This window comes from Acidisarcina sp. (assembly GCA_035539175.1).
Lineage (GTDB): Bacteria > Acidobacteriota > Terriglobia > Terriglobales > Acidobacteriaceae > JANXZS01.
In genome coordinates, this window is record DATLIY010000009.1 from 161,643 (window position 1) to 179,785 (window position 18,143).

Sequence of the window (18,143 nt, forward strand, 5' to 3'; positions counted from 1 at the left end):
CCGTGTAAACTAAAGATTCTGAATTAACGACTAGGAATCAGTTATGTCTATTCATCCAATAATGCAGCGGCTGGCCGACAAGCTCCAGCGCACAGATATTCCCGCGTTTGCCGCTGGCGACACCGTCCGCGTGCAAGTCAAGATCAAAGAAGGCGAAAAAGAGCGTCTACAGGCTTTCGAAGGCGTCGTGATTGCAACCAGGAAGGGCCCAGAAGGCAGCTTCACGGTTCGCAAGATGAGCTTTGGCCAGGGTGTTGAGCGCATCTTCCCTTATAACTCCAAGGTTATCGACAAGGTTGAGAAGGTTCGCTCCGCTCGCGTACGCCGCGCCAAGCTCTTCTATCTCCGTGGCCTGCGTGGCAAGGCTGCCCGCCTGAAGGAAGTCGAGCGCACGTAGTTCGTCCTCGGCCATATTCATCAAGGCTCCAGATCAGACGCCCCGGAACTGCCATCGCAACCGGGGCGTTGCTGCGTTGTCGCCATGGCGGCCCATCTATTGCTGCGGCATTGTGTTGCTGCGGCCGCATCCTTCGTATTGACTCGTCAGGCTCGCTGTTTTGCACAGCGGCAATGTGCACTAGACTTGTCCTTGGATCATGCCTTCCAATCCCAACGCGGTCGATCTGGAGCTTGAGTGCCTCGATGAGGAACCTGAGGTCTCGGCGGCAACGCTGAAGCTGCGCATGCTGCGGAAGCTGGTGTGTGGCAACAAGTATGAGCGGGCCGCACGAGCTGCTGGTGCGACGGTGATTGCCGGAGTCGACGAGGTAGGCCGTGGCGCCCTGTTTGGCCCGGTGGTTGCAGCCGCAGTCATACTCCCGGAGGGATGCAGAATCCGTGGCTTGCGCGACTCCAAGCAGTTGACGCGGGAGGAGCGCGAGCGCATGGCGTCGATCGTCGAGCGCAAGGCCATTTGCATCGCGATCGAAGAGGTAGACTCCGCGACGATCGATCGCGTGAACATCTACCAGGCCACACGCATCGCCATGACGGCCGCGGTTTCGCGGCTTTCCCCTGCTCCGGATCATCTTCTGATCGACGCCATGCGATTGGACCTTGCTTGTGCGCAGACCAGCATCATCTATGGCGACAGCCTGAGCGTTTCCATCGCGGCGGCATCTGTGGTCGCGAAGGTCTACCGCGACAACGTCCTCCGAGAGCTGGACCGCAAATATCCGCAATATGGGCTGGCCTCACACAAGGGATATGGGACGCCAGACCACCGGGCAGCCTTGTTGCGCTATGGGCCAAGCGATCTCCACCGCCGCAGCTTTCGCCCGGTAGCGGAGTCTTCGCAGGCATGGGGTGAACCTTCCGAATCCTGAGCCGCGTCTAATTCTGAGGAGAACAACTTGGGATTGAGACTGATGTGTACCACCGCGCATCCTGACGACGAGAGCGCCGCGTTTGGCGGCTCTCTGCTGATGGCACACGAGCAGGGCGTCGAAACCAGCGTCATCTGCATGACGGATGGCAATGCGGCAACCTTTCGCGGCGAGGCGAAGAATGCGGCGGAGCTGGCAGCGATGCGACGGAAGGAGTTTGCCGCAGCCTGCAATCAACTGGGCGTGGCACATGGCGAAGTGCTCGACCTGCAGGATGGCCAGTTGCCACACGCTGACTTCTACCAGGCTGCCGGGGAGCTGGTGCAGCGCATCCGGCGTTACCGTCCCCAGGTAATCCTCACCTTTGGCAGCGAAGGCGGCGTGAATCTGCACCGTGACCACACGATGGTCAGCTTGATGACGACGGCGGCATTCCATTGGGCTGGCCGCAGCGCTTATTTCCCGGAGCAGATTGCTCAGGGATTCGCCGCCTATGCGCCGCAGAAGCTGTATGTGTTGCAGGCTCCCTTTCTTGCTTCGCGTGAGGCGGAGAGAACGACGGCAATCACTCCCTGCTCGTTGAGGCTGGACCTTGACCAATACAAACAGAAGAAGCTCGATGCTTTTCTTATGCACTCCACCCAACGAGGCGTGGTGGACCGCGTGCGAGACGAATTTGACAAGCATGGCGGGCAGGAATGTTATCTGCTGGTGGCCAGCCGGATAGACGGCTGCAGCGACACCTCCTTGTTCGGTGGAGTGCAGGAAGACTAGGGGAAGCTTGTGTGCAAGAGCACCAGGTTGTCGCGAGAAGGAACAGCGCGGAAGGCGCTCCCGCTCCTGCTGGCCTGCTGCTGTTCGATTCTGGCGATGTGGGCATGCGTGGGAGCAAACGCGCAGGAGCAAGGCGAGATCACCCCGGGCAACGGCTCCGTGGCAGGTCACGTCTTCTGCTCGGACACGCAGAAACCGGCCCGCTTTGCGCAGGTACGCTTGATTCGCGCAGCCGATGGAGCGCGCGGCTTCGGCGGTGGCAACACTGGAGTGACCACCGCAGACGGCAGCTTCTCGATCGGCAATGTTCCGCCGGGAGACTACTTCGTCAGCGCGCAGATGCCTGGGTATATTGATCCTCTGCGAAGCCTTGGACTGCGTGGATTGCGGCAAGGCGCTGCGTTGCCAGAGGCCGTCAAGGCCATGCTCACCAAGGTTACGGTGGCAGCGGATCAGTCAGCAACGGTACAGGTGACCGCCTTCCGTGGCGCGGTGCTTGCCGGCACCCTCACCTACGACGATGGAACACCAGCCGCCGGAATTCCCGTCTCCGCCCAGCGTATGGAAGACTCGAACGCTGACGGAGATATCTCAGAATCAGGAGGCCGGGACCTTGCCTTTACGAACAGCGGCGATCGTGGCGACTTCCGCCTGGGAGGGCTGCCGGATGGCGTATACATCCTGAGAGCGCGGCCGCGTGGCTCCAATGGGCCGGGAACGCTGCCCATCTACTATGGGAACACCTTGCGAAAGAGCGAGGCCAGGCGCCTGGAGATCAAGGCGGGCGAAGAACGCTCCGGGCTCGACATACAGATTCCCGCACTGAGCCTTCGGCAGGTCAGCGGTGTAGTCCAGGCTGCTAAGGATGGCCACGGAATCGGGCGGGCGACGGTCTCGCTCACGTTAAACGGCGAATCGAGCGAGGCCTTGAACACGATCTCCGGCCCGGACGGAGGATTCCGCTTCGTGGGTGTGCCCAATGGCAAGTTCACGGTGCGCGTCAGCGGCGCCTCCGATGCGGCGGCAGGACATGGTGCAGCGGGAGACACGACCGAGAGCGTCGTTCCCTACGGCCCGGACGAGCAGAACATTGAGTTGAACGGGAGCGATGTGGACCACGTGATCCTGAGCCTTCCAGCGCTGAACGCGCAGGGCTCTGCGAATCCCTAGCTCTTCCCCGAAGCGAAAATCTACGTGCTTACGCTGACGGCAGCGGCGCGGGAGCGATGCTTGATCCGCGCGGTAAGAGGCCGCGCGAGAAGCACGATCGCCAAAATCACGGTAATGGTGAGTGGAGTTCTCACTCCTGCCTTCACCAGCCACCAGTAATGAATCACGCCGAGGATGGCTGCTGCGTATACCAGGCGATGAAGCTTCTGCCAGTTTTTGCCGAGCTTGCGAATCGACCATTTGGTTGATGTGAGCGCCAGCGGCAGCAGCAGGAGCCACGCCGAGATGCCCGCAGTCACGTAACGCCGCTTCAGAATGTCCGCTGCCATAGCCTTCAGGTCGAAGTAAGAGTAGAGGCCGACGTAGGTAAGCAGATGCAGCGATGCATAGAAGAAGGCGAACAGACCCAGCAGCCTGCGAAAGCGTATCAACCAGGAGAGACGCGGGGAGAGCCGTCGCAGAGGCGTGATGGCGAGCGAAATCACCAGCAGCCGGATGGTCGCCAGTCCGGTGCAATAAGTAATGGTGCGTGTGGGGTCCGGCCCTAAAGAGGTGAACACGGCGCGATACACCAGGCTGGCCAACGGGTAGAGGCAAGCCATCCAAACCAGCACCTTGAGCACTACGATCTTGCGATTCGACATGCGTTGCCGTCCATCGCGCAGGCACCCTGCGCTGCATTAATAATTTTTCTTCAGATCCATGCCGGCATAGAGATGCGCGACCTGATCGCCATAGCCGTTGAACATTAGAGTGGGGCGGCGCTGCTTGTAGAAAGGCTCCCCGATCCGCCGCTCATATTTCTGCGTCCATCGCGGGTGATCGACATTCGGGTTGACGTTGGAGTAGAAGCCATATTCGCCCGGAGTCATATCATTCCACGCGGTATGCGGCTGCTGGGCAACAAAGCGCACCTTGACGATTGACTTGGCAGACTTGAATCCATACTTCCACGGCACGACTACGCGAACCGGAGCGCCATCCTGATTGGGCAGCACTTCGCCATACAGGCCGAAGGTCAGCAACGTCAGGGGATGCATCGCTTCATCCATGCGCAGTCCCTCCGAGTATGGCCAGTTCAGGGAGACCATCTTGAGGTACGGCATTTGTTTGGGGTCGTCGAGCGTCAGGAACTGAACATACTTCGCGGTGCTGAGCGGCTCGCATCGCTTGATGAACTCCGATAGTGAGTATCCCACCCAGGGAATCACCATGCTCCACGCTTCCACGCAGCGAAGCCGATAGACACGCTCTTCGAGAGGAACCAGCTTCAGCAACGTATCGATATCGAAGGTCTTCTTATTCTTAACGAGGCCATCTACGGTGATGGTCCAGGGACGGGTCTGCAGCTTTCCGGCATAGCGGGCCGGGTCGCCCTTGTCCGTGCCAAACTCATAAAAATTGTTGTAGGTGGTGATGTCTTTCAGGGTGGTCAGCTTTTCTCCGGTGGTGGAGAGGGGGCTGCTCACGGTCGCCAGTTTTGTTCCTGCATGTACTACGGAAGACGAATCGACCAGGCGCCTCACACGGTCCGCCCCCAGCGCCATCGCACCCGCTGCCACCGCTGCCCCAATAAAATTGCGGCGGTTGAGATAGGCGGAGTGAGGCGTAATGTCGGAAGATGGAATGTCGTTGGGTTTGCGGATGAGCATGGACGCTACCTCTCAAAGATCTTAGACGTAACTGCGAGCCGAAGATTACCGCCCGGGATTATAGTCAGATTCAGCGACCCTTCACGAGGACTCATTCCTTTAACGGAGTGAGATGAATTTGAATTCATAAAGAGAGACGGAATGATAGACGACAAGAGTGCGAACCCGCAGGACCGCGACCGCATGCGGCAGGCAGCCGAACTTCTGCTGAAAGCCAGGCGCACCGGCAATCCCATAGACGAGCTGCCGGAAGCCTTGCGCCCCCACACGCAGGAGGAGGCCTACGCTCTGCAGGACACCATTGCGGAAGCGCTTGGGGCGATTGGCGGCTGGAAGATTGGAGTGCCGAATCCGCAAGCGACTCCGCTCTTTGGCCCTATGCCGCTGATGGGCGGCTTCGCCCGCTCGGGTGACACGCTGGCCGAGGACTATCGGCGTCTGCGCGGACTGGAGGCGGAGATTGCGTTCCGCTTTGGCCGTGACTTGCCGGTGCGCCCGCAGCCGTATTCGCGAGAAGAGGTTCTCGCCGCAATCGAAAGCTGCCATCCGGCGATTGAGGTGCTGGAGTCCGGCTTCACCGATCCGGACAAAGTGGACCGCCTGTCGATGATTGGCGATCTGCAGATGAACGGTGGATTTGTCTATGGCGAGTCCTTGCCGCACTGGCGCGACATCGACTTCGGAGCCGAGGGAGTCACAATCTCAGTGGACGGCGCGGTGCGCGTTGAGGCACGAGGCTCATGTGGCGCCGGAAGCGACCTGGTGCACCTGCTGGTGTGGCTGGCGAATGAAGGGCAATATCGAACCGGAGGCCTGAATGCCGGGGACTGGGTGACGACGGGCAGTTGGACGGGCAAAACTATGGCCGAGGCGCACTCGGAGGCAGTGGTGCATTTCGAGCATTTCGGATCGGTGTCGATTCGGTTTGCTTGAGGCTCTGACCAGGGGATCGGTCTGACTAGGAACGGGCTCGACTACGATCCGAGTCAGCTAAGGGTCTTTTCCGAATTTGCTACTGTTGCAGATGCAAATGGCCATTCTCCGCGGATGCGGGAGCGGATCAGGAAGATCACCGTGCCCGAGATGGCAACGGCAGCGGCGTAGGAGAATTCCCGCATCGCCTCGTGCCGCGATAGAAGGATAAAGAGGAAGCCGGCAAAGGCGAGAATGGGCGGCAGCGGATAGAGCCATATGCGAAATGGCCGCGGCCGCTCCGGCTCGCGAATGCGCAGAAGGATGACGCCCACCTGCTGCAACAGGAACTGGAGAACGATGCGGATGGCCACCAGAGCCGCGATTACATGCGGCAGGTCAAAGAAACAAAAGATGGTTGCAACGCCGCCCAGCGCAATCAGCGAGCGGTAGGGAAAGTGATGCACCGGGTGCAATTTGGCGAAGAAGCGGAAGTAATTGCCGTCTAGCGCAGCGGCATAGGGTACTCGCGAGTAGCCAAGCACCAGGGAGAAGACCGAGGCGAACGCGGTCCATATAACCAGGCCGGCGATTGCATGGGCGGCAAACGTTCCGAAGGTCCTCTGCATCACCACGGCAACCACAGCGAGCTTGGAACTGATGTCTGCGCCGGAGCGCAACTCCTGCCACGGCACCACGCCCAGCACGCTGAGATTCATCAGCAGGTAGAGGGCCGCCACCAGCACAACCGAGAGCAGGATGGCACGAGGAATATTGCGTCCGGGATTCTTGATCTCCGCCCCCAGAAAGCTGACGTTGTAATAGCCCCAGTAGCAATATGTAGCCAGCAGCGTAGCGGCGCCCAGCCCTTCAAAGAAGGAGCGATCCATGCGGAATGCCCCCGGTGGTAGCGTGAACGCCAGCGCGGGATGAAAGTGTGTGAAGCCGGCAACAATTACGGCGGAGATGGTAAACACCACACCTGCCCACAGCACCCACGCCAGATACGTGATGGAGCGGACATTGCGGTAGAGCAACACGACGACCAGTACGCAGGAGCCCGCCGCCGAGAGGCTCGTATAGTGCAGAAATCCCAGCGCAGGAATGGCGGGAAAGACCTTCGCGGCCAGGGGAGGCCAGAGGTAGGCAGCGTATTGCGACAGTCCAATGCAGCCTGAAGCGATGGAGAGCGGGGCGCTGAATCCCACCTGCCAGACGTAAAGAAACGAGAAGAGGCGCCCGAGGCCCTGCGGTCCATAAATCTCGCGAAGAAATGCGTAGGACCCGCCGGCCTTCGGCATGGACGCGCCCAGCTCCGCCCACACCAGCCCATCGCAGATCGCAATCAGGGCGCCCAATACCCAGCCCAGCATAGCTTGCGGGCCGCCCATGGCGATGATGATGAGCGGCATGGCGATGAAGGGGCCGACGCCGATCATGTTCAGCATGTTCAGGGAGACAGCGCTGCCCAGGCCAATCTGCCGCGAAAGCTGCGGTGCGGCAGCAGAATCACTCTCGGGTTGGGATGAATTTACGTCGGACATCGAGGATTGCAACAGCGAACGGGTGAAACTGGATTGTACACTGGCAATACATTTCAGGCGGCCACGCGGGAAGCGGAGTCAATGATCTTTCGAACCAACGATGGATGGGGATTTGCCGAAATTCGAAGCAGATTCTTTGGGGCTCAATCCGGAGTACAAGCAAGGAAGAACAACACGAAGTATGGCCTGGTGCTCGCTACCACGGCCTGTCTTATCCTCTCCCAGTCCAGTGCTGCACCGTTCGCCGCGGCACAGGCCGTTCCCTACGCCACCACAATCCGCCCGGCAACTTCGCAGGAGAGCGTTCCGGAGGATCGCGGCGCCGCGGGCCTGTGGCAGACGCTGCGCAAGCTCGACACCTGGGCCAGCCTGATGATGATTACCGCCCATCCGGATGACGAGGACGGCGGCATGCTGACCTATGAGTCTCGCGGCGCTGGCGTGCGTACTTCCCTGCTCTCGCTGACCCGCGGCGAAGGCGGGCAGAATGCCATGTCCGGGGAATCCTATGACGCGCTCGGCCTGTTGCGGACGCAGGAGCTGCTGCGCGCGGATCAGTTCTATGGAACGGAGCAGATGTGGACCCGCGTCGCCGATTTCGGCTTCTCCAAGACCGCGGATGAGGCCTCTGCTCGATGGGGACGCGATCGCGTTCTCTACGATGTGGTTCGCGCCGTACGCATCCAGCGGCCACTGGTGGTCACGGCAGTCTTCATCGGAGGCATTACGGACGGCCACGGCCAGCACCAGGTCTCCGGCGAAGTTGCCCAGGAGATCTTCCACGCTGCGGGAGATCCCAACGTCTTTCCTGACCAGATCCAGGCCGGGCTCCGCCCCTGGGCTCCCCTTAAGGTATATGCGCGCGTGCCCACCTACTCCATAAGCGCAAAGGGCATGTATGACTACGCCACGGGAAAGTGGGCCGCACCGCGCTTCTACGATTATGTCGACCAGAAGTGGAGCGATCAGGCTCCCGAAACCAACGTCGAGATTGCCGAGGGCGTTTATGACCCGGTGTTGGGCCGCTCCTATGCGCAGATTTCCAGACAGGGATGGGGTGAGCAGAAATCTCAGAATGGCGGCGCCACCACTCCCCTGCCGGGCACAGTGACGGTTCCCTACCATCTCTATGGCTCTTATGTTCCGGTGCTGCCTAAGGAGCGCTCGTACTTCGACGGAATCGACACTTCGCTGGTTGGCATCGCGATGCTGGCGCATGGCGATCGGACCGCAGTCGAAACGGGACTGAAGGAGATCCGTCAGCACGTCAACAATGCGATGCTTGGCTATCTCCCCTCTTCTCCAGAGAAGATCGCTCCGGAGTTGCACGCCGGATATTTGAGTACCCGGAAGCTGATGCAGCAGGTAAGCGACAGCGCGCTCTCTGCGGACGACAAGGCGAATATCAACCACGAACTCGGCATCAAGCTGGTGCAGTTCAACACGGCCTTGGCGATGACCCTCGGACTCGACCTCCGCGCCCTCGTGACTCCACAGAAAAACGTCAATCCCGCGGCTGCGCTGCCTTTGGCTCCGGAGGAAACGATCCGCGCAGTTACCCCGGGGCAGGATCTGCGCGTCCGCGTACACGTCAGCACGGGAATCGGCCAGGCGCGGTTGGTCAAGGTGTGGCTTACCTCTCCCGAAAAGGAGACGTGGAACATTACGCGCGTCGGTGCACCCGGGCTGGATGATCCCTCGACGACTGCTGGTGACACGGTCTTTCGTGTCAGCGTGCCGCTGAATGCCGCTGCTACCCGGCCTTACTTTACGCGTCCGAATACCGAGCAGCCCTACTACGACCTGCTGGACGATCGTTGGTTGAATGAATCGTTCGCGCCATATCCCCTGACGGGATGGGCGGAGTTTGATTACGACGGCGTCCCGGTGCGGCTCGGACAAGTGGTGCAGACGGTCCATCGCGTACATGGTACGGGTGCCGTCTACGAGCCTCTTATGGTTACGCCTGAGGTTTCCGTGATGCTGGACCCGCCGTCCGCTATTGTTCCCCTGCCGGGCGCAGACTTTCCCGTACACGTCACGCTGCATAGCGAAGCGGATGAGCCGGCCCTAGGAACACTGCGCCTCCAGCTTCCGGAGCAATGGACGGCAACACCGGATACGGCTCCCTTCCGCCTCACCACCGGCGAGGATCAGACCGTCACCTTCACGGTTCATCCGAAGGGATTGGCGCCGCAGCTATACACCATCAAAGCGATAGCACGCAGCGGCAATTACGACTATAGCGAAGGCTTCCAGAAAGTCGGCTATACAGGACTGCTGCCCTACAACCTGTATCGCCCTGCCATCTATGCAGTCCGCGGAGTCGACGTAAAAGTTGCTCCCCGGCTGAAGGTCGCGTACCTGATGGGTACGGGCGATCAAGTGCCTCAGGCGCTTGCCAATCTCGGCGTGGAGGCTCACCTGCTCAATACACAGGAGTTGGCTACGGCGGATCTGAGCCGCTATGACACCATCGTGCTCGGCATCCGCGCGTATGCGGCCCAGCCCGAACTGCCGCGCTGGAATCGGCGTCTCCTCGACTACGTGCGCAATGGTGGCTGCCTGGTGGTGCAGTACAACAGCGGCGAGTACGACCACGGATACGGGCCATATCCCTACACACTGGGACGCTCGCCGGAGAAGGTCGTCGACGAAAAAGCCCCGGTCACTCTGACCGACCCAGGTAACCCGGTATTGAGCACGCCGAACCGCATTACCTCTGCCGATTTTGACAACTGGGTGGAAGAGCGCGGTCACTCCTTCATGGAGTCCTGGGATCCAAATTTCGTCGCGCCTACGGAGACGCACGACGAAGGTCAGGATCCACAAAAGGGCGGTCTCCTCACCGCGCATTATGGCAAGGGCGTCTATATCTATGTGGCGTTTGCGCTGTATCGCCAGCTACCGGAGGGGGTGCCTGGAGCCTATCGCCTGCTGGCAAATCTTATCAGCGCCGGAAAAACCGCGGCGCCTGCTTCGGCCAATCCTCCGACTGAATCAAAATAACCCGCAACAATAGATTTCCACACTTGGCGAAGGCCTGCAGCAGGCCTTCGCCATACCCCATACGCTTCCCTCCCGCACTGGAAATGGCGATATGTAGCCTTTAGCCGCGCCCATTCAAGGGTTATTCATCTTAAATTGGTCAAATTTTCACCATTGTCTGCGACCTTTGAGTCATGCGCATTCAAGAGGGAAGCGGTTTAGTCACTCGGTGGGCTGCGCCGAAATTACAGTCGCCCCACGGGTTCGCCGTTGCTCCTCCAAGCACGCCAAGCACCGATCCTGGCGCTCTGGCATGCGAATCGCATTCGATGCACGATCGAAATCTTGCACCTACATACCTAAGAGAGGCCAAATGAACAGTCACCTTAAGGCGCTGGCCAGTCTTATGCTTGCAACGGCTCTTGTAGCCGGACAAGCACAGACAACAGCGAGCGGGACAACACGCACCACCACCAAAACTGCGAAGAAGAGAGCGGCGAAGAAGCCCGTTAAGCCTTCTCTCGCCACGCAGATCGAGCAGCTTCGCACCGACATGCAGAATCAGATTCAGGGACTGAAGCAGCAGCTGTCGGAGCGCGACCAGCAGTTGAACCAGGCCCAGCAGGCGGCGTCAGCAGCTCAGGCGGCGGCAGCACGGGCCCAGGAGGCTGCGGACAGCCAGCAGAAGACTCTGACGGATAATAGCCAGGCTGTGTCGAATCTTGAGGGTGCAGTATCTGACCTGAAGACCAATACAACCTCTCTGGTCACCACCATCCAGGAAGACCAGACCAAGACGAAGGCCGCAATCGAAAACCCGACCGCCCTGCACTACAAGGGAATCAACCTTACGCCGGGTGGGTTTGTGGCGGCTGAAACAGTGTGGCGCAGCTCCGCAACTGGCGGCGACATCCCGACTGCCTTCAGTGGCCTGCCGTTCGATCACACTGCCCAGGGGCATATGAGCGAGTTCTACGGTACTGCCCGTCAGTCCCGCCTTTCGCTCATGGCCGAAGGCAAGCTGTCGAATGCTACCTTGCGTGGCTACTATGAGGCTGACTTCCTTGGAACCGGCATCACCTCCAACAACAACCAGAGCAACAGCTACGTCATGCGCCAGCGCACCATCTGGGCGCAAGCTGAGCTGCAGAGCGGCTGGACACTTACCGGTGGACAGATGTGGTCCCTGGCAACCGAAGCAAAGAAGGGTCTCTCGACCCTCTCCGGCGATGTGGCATCTCCACAAACCATCGATCCGAATTACGTAACGGGCTTTGTGTGGGCTCGTCAGTATGGCTTCCGCGTGACCAAGAAGATCGGCAACAGCTTCTTCATGGGCGCTTCGGTAGAGAATCCTGAGACGCTCAATGTCGGTGGCCGCGGCTTTCCGACGAACTTCCTGATTGGCTCGGGCGGCACGGGCGGCGGTAACTACAACTCGACTGCCAACTACTCCTTCAACCTCGCTCCCGACGTCGTTGCCAAGATTGCATTCGAGCCCGGCTTCGGTCACTACGAGGTTTACGGAATCGGCCGCTTCTTCCGCAATCGTGTCTATCCCAACTACACTGCAACTACCGCAGCGGCTCAGTCGGCTGGCGCGTACAACGATTCAACCGTTGGCGGCGCGGTCGGCGGCAGCTTCCGCATTCCGATCAAGAAGCTAGTTGACATTGGCGCTAAGGGCCAGTGGGGACAGGGTGCGGGCCGCTACGGCGACACGACTCTGGCCGACACCACGATCGACCCGTTCGGCCGTCTGGCGTTGCTGCACTCCTTCTCGGGAATCGGCACGGTTGAGGTCCATGCAACCCCGCGTCTCGATGTCTACTTCAACTACGGTGGAGACTACGTTGGCCGCAGAGCTTATCTGAATGCTGCCGGCAAACCGGTTGGCTACGGTTCCCGGCTCTTCGACAACTCTGGTTGCAACATCGAGCCCCTTCCGGGTTCGGGTGGCTTCTCCCCTTCGGGCCTTTCCAAGTGTGCCGGCGACAACCGCGATGTGCAGGAAGGCACCGTGGGCTACTGGTACGACTTCTACAAGGGACCCAAGGGCCGTCTCCGTCAGGGCGCGCAGTATGCCCACACCATTCGCCAGACCTGGGCTGGTGTTGGCGGAAACCCACAGTCGAACGCGGACATGTTCTGGACATCCTTCCGCTACTACCTGCCGTAAAACGTTGCACCAATCCAAACAAGAAGGGCATCCGCAATGGATGCCCTTTTTGCTGCCCGCTTGACGCCGCCGCTGATACCGAAGCCTATAGTGCGCGCTGAAGACGTCTTGCTGCCAGGCTGATCATCAAGCGCGTCCATCCGGTAATCATCATATCGATGCCTACCAACGTCCCAATTACCCATAGAGAACTGGATGGCCACTGCTTCCAAACCAGAACGCCAAGGATGAGGGTCACGATTCCGTCGAACAGGATCCAGCCCGACCCGCTGATGCTTCGAGTCTGAAAATATGCGATGAGATCCACGATGCCCTCCGCCACAAAGAAGACGGCCAGAACCAGGGTAATTCCAGCCACGCCACTCATCGGGTGCAACAGAAGGCTCAAGCCAACAACGAAATAGAGCGCAGACACCAGCAGCTTCCACAGAACGCTGCCAACGCCCTTTGAATGGAAAGCATAGAGAAGCTGCAATCCACCGCTGAAGATGAGCAACCATCCAAGAATCAGGACTACGCCGAGCGACGTAGCGAAGGGCAGCGCAATGGCCAGGAAACCAAATATGATGAGGAAAATTGCCCAGACGATGGACTTTCCTGATCCCAGGTTAAGAACGTTCGACTCGACCATGATGGAACCCTCCTGCGTGCTGGATTATTACCTCGGTCGTGCGTGCACATCTTACTCCAAGACATTTCACCTTTGAACTTGATTCTGTCCTCCGGAGGCAGAGGCCGCGATTTGGACCTGCTGCTCACTCTTCCCATGTCAAACACTTGCAGGTTGTCGTGAGCAATCGCCGTAATGTACAAGTGTTACTGATTCCGAAATCGGTATAACAATCGGGCTGGTGGTGGCGTAAGAAGAATGCGCTCAAGAATTGCGACATCGTGTGAGGTGAAGGAAGCATGAAGTCTGCAACAGCATGGAAGTCCGCTTCCCAGGATGAAGAGTCCGAGCATCCGCTCTTTGCAAGAAGATACTTGTGGCCCTTCGTCCTGGTGACCTCTCTCTTTTTCCTGTGGGGAATCCCGAATAATCTCAACGATGTTTTGATTCGTCAGTTTATGAAGTCGTTCGAGATTACGCGCTTCAAGGCAGGACTGGTCCAGTCCGCGTTCTATCTTGGATATTTTCTTCTCTCCATGCCGGCCGCTCTGCTGATGCGCAGATATGGCTACAAGACAGGGCTGGTAACGGGACTGTTGCTCTACAGTGCGGGAACACTTCTGTTTTGGCCAGCGGCGGCTGTGGGAAGCTACTCCTTCTTTCTATTCGCGCTCTTCGTCATTGCCATGGGCCTGTCCTTCCTGGAGACAGGCGCGAATCCTTTCATTGCTCAACTGGGCGAGTCCGAGACGTCGGAGAGGCGGCTGACCTTTTCCCAGGCGTTCAATCCATTGGGCTCTGTAACCGGCGCGGTGATCGGCACAACCTTCATCTTCTCCGGGATTGAGTTGACCAAGGCCCAGGTCGTCGCAATGAAGGCTTCAGGAACCTATGCGGCCTATCTGCGCCACGAGACACTTCGGGTCACCACTCCCTACCTCGTGCTGGGCTGCATTGCCCTGTTGGCAGCGTTCCTCGTCGCGAAAACAAAATTCCCCAGCGCTGAAGGGCCAAGCCAAACCGTCATCAGCCTGGAGGAAGGAAGATTTCTCGATCTCTTCAGGTATCCACATTTCATCCAAGCGGTGCTCGCGCAGTTCTTCTATGTGGGTGCGCAGGTTGGAACCTGGAGCTACTTCATTCAGTATGCGCAGGATTATGTCCATGCCTCGGAGAAGACAGCCGGATTCTTTCTGACAGGCACTCTGGTTGCTTTTGGAGTGGGCAGGTTCAGCGCGACCTATCTGATGAGGTTTGTGAGGCCCAACCGGCTGATGGGAATTTATAGCGTTATCAACGTTGCGCTGGTGGCAGTTGGAGTCCTCTTCCCAGGGCGGATCGGATTGTGGTCCATCTTCTTCACCAGTTTCTTCATGTCCGTGATGTTCCCGACGATCTTCGCTCTTGGTCTAAAGGAACTGGGGCCGAATACCAAACTAGGTGGATCGCTGATCGTCATGGCCATCATTGGCGGTGCGGTGTTCACGCCCTTGATGGGCCTGCTGTTCGAGGCTACAAAGAGCATGGCCGAAGCGATGCTGATCCCTCTGGGATGCTATCTCTTCATCGCCTACTTTGCCTTCATCGGTTCCCGGGTGAGGGTGCCGGTGATGCGCAGAGTGGCGTGAGTTGTTTGATCTATCGCAGCGAGGTGAAAGGCCCTTAGCCTCTTCCCCTCGCTTGTCCTATACTTCGTTCCTTTTACTTCGTAGCCGATGCAATTGCTGCCTCGGATGGCGTGCGATGCAGCAGTTCGATGATCGCCTGATACAACCGGTTGCGCATCTCAAAGCGAGCACTGGCCCTCGTGACATACCGCACGATGACATCGGTGCCGGAAGCAGCGGGACGAAGATCTACTGCTGGGCTGGCAGTGAACTGTCGCAGGAAATTCTGCTTGGCGACTCGCTGCCACTCTGCTTCTGCAAGCTTGGCGTCCTGCTCCGTCTCCCGGTTCACAGCCTCGTGGATGAGGTCGATCAGCTCGCGAGTATCGGGGGCCGGTGGAATGTTAACCGTGATCTCGTCCCACATCCACTGGCCAGTTGTAGAGAAATTGAAATATTGGCCTGCGATGGCGAACTTGTTGAGAAAGGTGACTCGCCTTCCAGTGGGATGGCCCCTGTCGGTCCAGTTGCCGGTCTCCAACATCGATGTGCGAAAGAGTCCAATTTCAACGACCTCTCCACCAACGCCATTGATTTCAACCCAATCGCCAACGCGGATTCCATGCTTGCCCATCAGGACAAACCAGCCAAGGAACGCAATGATGAAATCCTGAAATGCCACTGTTAACCCGGCGGTAGCCAGCCCGACGATGGTAGGCACTTGCTTCGGCGAGCCGAAGATAACGAGAAGCACGCAGAAGAGCGTAAGAACTTGCGTCGCCATCAGAAAAATCGTCTGTAGAGTGTGCTTGCGCCGGAGATCCATCTTCGGTCGATCCAACACAACCTGCACCAGCGAGGTGACGATTCCGCCTAATAAGACGATGAATGCGATCCATGCGAACGACTTGAGCATCAGGTGCCAGACAATTCGGTGCTGCAGCATGACCTGCGCGGCCCACTTGTCGTAAACCCCGCAAAGTTGCTGTTCGGCCTGAAGGCGATCTCCCAGCAGCCCTAAAATACTGCTCTGTTCCGACAGCCGCTTGAGCGACTGCAGTCGAGTCAACTTAGCCTGGGTGGGCGGCGGCGTTGTCGCCGATGCACCCGCCGAACCGGCTCGCCCCTGCGTCCCGGAATTAACCGCGACCTCCAGTTGTGCGTACTGTGCTTTGAGCGAGAGAACATCTCTATCGGTCTGCTGTTTGGCCTGCACGATCGAGGTATAGCGGTCGCGCTGGTTGAGCCACGCAGTCAAACGGCGATAGAGTGTCTGGTCCCGCTTCGCCGAGAGGACGGCTACTTGTCCGCCAGTCGCTGCCTGCTCGTCATACGAGTGCATCGATGCCTCGTGCGCCGCGAGTTCCTGCTGGATCAAGCTGCGTTTGTCTCCACTCTGACGAGCAAGATCTGCCACCGCATCATTGAGTACATCGTTGTCCAGAGCAAGCTGTGCCTTTGCGACCTCCAGGTCATCGCTCGCTGTGGCAGGGTTCGGCGCCTTCGCCTGCTGAGTCAGACTATCGATATGCGCCTGATCCTCTTTGATGGTCTTCTGTAGATCCTCGACCTTCTTCGAAAGAGTCAGCGCCTCGCCGGTCAGCACGCGTGTCTCAGCATCAATATTGGCCTGGCGAAGAGCCATGGCAAATGCCTGGTCCACTTCATGGTCCGCAAGTTGCTGGGCCTGCCGGGCATAGCGTTGTTCCTCTGCCGACACAGCCAGGGGAGCCAGCGATTCCGCGGTTTTCCAAGGGGATTGATCGACAAGGCCCTGGGACGCACTGAGCCGCGGCAAGTTGGCCATCGAGTCACGCGTCCAGTAGATGCCAATCAGACACAAGGCCAGCACGACTGCCGGGATAGAGATCACCAGCGCGCGTCCATCCGTGAACATGCGAGTAAGAAACCTACGATCGTTGATAGAAATTTCCCCTGATAAAAAAAAGATGCGTTGTCTGCTAATGGTTTGTACCGCACAGCAGCTGCTGCAACCGCTTCGATATACGCAGTTCTGCCAAACTGCTGTGGACCTATGACTCCATAGTATGACGGGCCAGGAATGGAACCAAGCTCTGCGCGGGTTGAAGCTGTACCACTTCCGATGCAGCATGAGCCGCATGAAATTTTCACACGCAGAGGATGCATTATCTACACACGTCCAGGGAGTGCGGCATGCTCAACAAGCCGCTCGGGATCGTGGGCAGAGCTGCTATCACAATGAATCTGCGTTACAGCAAATGGAGCACAGATTATTTCAATGTCTTCACAAAGTCTGCGACAGCCTTCGCCTGCTCCGCAGTCAAGCTCATAGATTTAAGATGTGGTGCTTTTGCCCCGCCGCCCTTTGTGAGAAGAGCTACGATGTCCGCTTCGCTTTTGGACGTAGCCGCCAACTTCGGAGCGACCTGCGGCTTCCCCTGTCCTTGCGCGCCGTGACAGGTAGCACACTTGGTTTTATACAAGGCGCCTGCATCCTGCGCCAGTGCGGTCGTGCACATTGCAGACAACAAAATGATGGATGCTGAACGAAATCTCATGAATTTATCCTCTTTTCTGTCTTCTGAATATTCCTCTTATCTCAAATCATTCCTGAGGCGGCACCTCAGGCTTCGTAGGTGTATCCGTATCGAATCCTTCTGCTGTAGTGGTTGCCGCTTGTGCTCCCGCCTCTGCCAATGTCTCTGTGTCCAATCCATGCTCTTCGCGATAGCGCTCGACCGGCATGCTGCCGTCCTTCCACGCCCAGTTCATCGGGTATACATCGGGATCGAAAAATACCTGGTAGAAATGCCAGACGAGAATCGCCAGCGTCGCCAGCACTGCTTCATAAAAGTGCACTGCAGTGGCAACATCCAGCCACCATCGCGCCAGCAGGTTTCCAACAAAGACCTTGGCCCAAAGCATGATGCCCGTGGCTGCCATTAACGCTGTGCCCCATACCAGCGCCCAGTACTCTGCCTTCTCCGCATAATTGAAGCGACCGAATTTTGGCTTTGTGCGATTCAGTCCCAGGTAATATCGCATGGTCCCCCAGGCATCGAACGCATCCTTAGGCTTAGGCGCAAAATCACGAATCAATCTTCGCCCATCTCTTGTCATCGCGATGTAGATAAGGTGGTAGGCGCCGGCACCAATCAGAATCGCTCCTGCGATGCGATGCGTGATGCTGCGCAACCTCTCTCCCATTCCAAGCACCTCTGCAAACCAGGAGTTGGGATACTTAAGGGCAAATCCCGTCAGCACAAGGACGATAAAGCTGACGAACAAAAGAGCGTGTTGCCAGCGCTGGCTGCTGGTCATGCGAGGCACTGTCTGACCTTGCGCCTTGTGCCGTGCAATCGCTTTGCTGCGCCAGACGATGAGGTTATGAAGAAACATC

Annotated in this window: 15 protein-coding genes; 8 read left to right on the forward strand and 7 right to left on the reverse strand. The window is 58.4% G+C overall.

Annotated features, from left to right (window positions below):
* The first annotated feature begins 43 nt into the window (after positions 1-43).
* From rplS to VM554_12365, 4 genes are all read left to right on the forward strand, one after another.
* Positions 44-397 carry a 50S ribosomal protein L19 gene (rplS, locus tag VM554_12350; GenBank protein HVJ09164.1) on the forward strand — a complete coding sequence of 118 codons (354 nt, stop codon included), beginning with the start codon at positions 44-46 and terminating at the stop codon, positions 395-397.
* Between the two features lie 199 nt (positions 398-596).
* A complete protein-coding gene (locus VM554_12355; GenBank protein HVJ09165.1) occupies positions 597-1,325 on the forward strand; it encodes a ribonuclease HII in 729 nt (242 codons plus the stop codon).
* 27 nt (positions 1,326-1,352) lie between these two features.
* Complete coding sequence (locus VM554_12360; protein ID HVJ09166.1) at positions 1,353-2,099, forward strand: PIG-L family deacetylase; 747 nt, start codon at positions 1,353-1,355, stop codon at positions 2,097-2,099.
* Positions 2,100-2,126: 27 nt separating this feature from the next.
* Entirely contained in the window at positions 2,127-3,269 is a 1,143-nt protein-coding gene (locus VM554_12365; GenBank protein HVJ09167.1) for a carboxypeptidase-like regulatory domain-containing protein, read from the forward strand.
* Between the two features lie 20 nt (positions 3,270-3,289).
* On the opposite strand, the gene VM554_12370 is transcribed toward VM554_12365, so the two are convergent.
* Positions 3,290-3,913, reverse strand: a complete 624-nt coding sequence (locus VM554_12370) for a protein-methionine-sulfoxide reductase heme-binding subunit MsrQ (GenBank protein HVJ09168.1) — start codon at positions 3,911-3,913, stop codon at positions 3,290-3,292.
* Positions 3,914-3,949: 36 nt separating this feature from the next.
* Positions 3,950-4,921: a protein-methionine-sulfoxide reductase catalytic subunit MsrP gene (gene msrP, locus VM554_12375; protein ID HVJ09169.1), complete on the reverse strand. Its 972-nt coding sequence runs from the start codon at positions 4,919-4,921 to the stop codon at positions 3,950-3,952.
* A gap of 141 nt (positions 4,922-5,062) precedes the next feature.
* Here msrP and VM554_12380 point away from each other — a divergent pair, with 141 nt between their 5' ends.
* On the forward strand, positions 5,063-5,854 hold the full coding sequence (locus VM554_12380) for a hypothetical protein (protein HVJ09170.1): 792 nt from the start codon (positions 5,063-5,065) through the stop codon (positions 5,852-5,854).
* A 53-nt stretch (positions 5,855-5,907) separates the two neighbouring features.
* On the opposite strand, the gene VM554_12385 is transcribed toward VM554_12380, so the two are convergent.
* The gene (locus VM554_12385; GenBank protein HVJ09171.1) at positions 5,908-7,377 is read right to left on the reverse strand and encodes an APC family permease; all 1,470 of its coding nucleotides are present in this window, start codon (positions 7,375-7,377) and stop codon (positions 5,908-5,910) included.
* An 81-nt stretch (positions 7,378-7,458) separates the two neighbouring features.
* On the opposite strand from VM554_12385, the gene VM554_12390 reads away from it, so the two are divergent.
* A complete protein-coding gene (locus tag VM554_12390) occupies positions 7,459-10,386 on the forward strand; it encodes a PIG-L family deacetylase (protein HVJ09172.1) in 2,928 nt (975 codons plus the stop codon).
* A gap of 352 nt (positions 10,387-10,738) precedes the next feature.
* Positions 10,739-12,544, forward strand: coding sequence for a hypothetical protein (locus VM554_12395; protein HVJ09173.1), 1,806 nt, complete (start codon positions 10,739-10,741; stop codon positions 12,542-12,544).
* Between the two features lie 85 nt (positions 12,545-12,629).
* On the opposite strand, the gene VM554_12400 is transcribed toward VM554_12395, so the two are convergent.
* Positions 12,630-13,175, reverse strand: coding sequence for a DUF308 domain-containing protein (locus VM554_12400; GenBank protein ID HVJ09174.1), 546 nt, complete (start codon positions 13,173-13,175; stop codon positions 12,630-12,632).
* Positions 13,176-13,453: 278 nt separating this feature from the next.
* Here VM554_12400 and fucP point away from each other — a divergent pair, with 278 nt between their 5' ends.
* A complete protein-coding gene (gene fucP, locus VM554_12405; GenBank protein ID HVJ09175.1) occupies positions 13,454-14,782 on the forward strand; it encodes an L-fucose:H+ symporter permease in 1,329 nt (442 codons plus the stop codon).
* A 73-nt stretch (positions 14,783-14,855) separates the two neighbouring features.
* Here the strand turns inward: fucP and VM554_12410 are convergent, their stop codons facing one another.
* From VM554_12410 to VM554_12420, 3 genes are all read right to left on the reverse strand, one after another.
* A complete protein-coding gene (locus VM554_12410; protein HVJ09176.1) occupies positions 14,856-16,658 on the reverse strand; it encodes a mechanosensitive ion channel domain-containing protein in 1,803 nt (600 codons plus the stop codon).
* Positions 16,659-17,013: 355 nt separating this feature from the next.
* Complete coding sequence (locus tag VM554_12415) at positions 17,014-17,301, reverse strand: cytochrome c (GenBank protein ID HVJ09177.1); 288 nt, start codon at positions 17,299-17,301, stop codon at positions 17,014-17,016.
* A gap of 46 nt (positions 17,302-17,347) precedes the next feature.
* Positions 17,348-18,142 (reverse strand): cytochrome b/b6 domain-containing protein, encoded by a 795-nt coding sequence (locus tag VM554_12420; protein HVJ09178.1) that lies wholly within the window; start codon positions 18,140-18,142, stop codon positions 17,348-17,350.
* Between the last annotated feature and the right edge of the window lies 1 nt (position 18,143).

Excerpts from the sequence above, each read along its gene's own strand:
- rplS (HVJ09164.1), top strand. The coding sequence starts at position 44 with ATGTCTATTCATCCAATAATGCAGCGGCTGGCCGACAAGCTCCAGCGC.
- VM554_12355 (HVJ09165.1), top strand. The coding sequence starts at position 597 with ATGCCTTCCAATCCCAACGCGGTCGATCTGGAGCTTGAGTGCCTCGAT.
- VM554_12370 (HVJ09168.1), bottom strand. The coding sequence starts at position 3,913 with ATGTCGAATCGCAAGATCGTAGTGCTCAAGGTGCTGGTTTGGATGGCT.
- msrP (HVJ09169.1), bottom strand. The coding sequence starts at position 4,921 with ATGCTCATCCGCAAACCCAACGACATTCCATCTTCCGACATTACGCCT.
- VM554_12380 (HVJ09170.1), top strand. The coding sequence starts at position 5,063 with ATGATAGACGACAAGAGTGCGAACCCGCAGGACCGCGACCGCATGCGG.
- VM554_12385 (HVJ09171.1), bottom strand. The coding sequence starts at position 7,377 with ATGTCCGACGTAAATTCATCCCAACCCGAGAGTGATTCTGCTGCCGCA.
- VM554_12390 (HVJ09172.1), top strand. The coding sequence starts at position 7,459 with ATGATCTTTCGAACCAACGATGGATGGGGATTTGCCGAAATTCGAAGC.
- VM554_12395 (HVJ09173.1), top strand. The coding sequence starts at position 10,739 with ATGAACAGTCACCTTAAGGCGCTGGCCAGTCTTATGCTTGCAACGGCT.
- VM554_12400 (HVJ09174.1), bottom strand. The coding sequence starts at position 13,175 with ATGGTCGAGTCGAACGTTCTTAACCTGGGATCAGGAAAGTCCATCGTC.
- fucP (HVJ09175.1), top strand. The coding sequence starts at position 13,454 with ATGAAGTCTGCAACAGCATGGAAGTCCGCTTCCCAGGATGAAGAGTCC.
- VM554_12410 (HVJ09176.1), bottom strand. The coding sequence starts at position 16,658 with ATGTTCACGGATGGACGCGCGCTGGTGATCTCTATCCCGGCAGTCGTG.
- VM554_12415 (HVJ09177.1), bottom strand. The coding sequence starts at position 17,301 with ATGAGATTTCGTTCAGCATCCATCATTTTGTTGTCTGCAATGTGCACG.
- VM554_12420 (HVJ09178.1), bottom strand. The coding sequence starts at position 18,142 with ATGTTTCTTCATAACCTCATCGTCTGGCGCAGCAAAGCGATTGCACGG.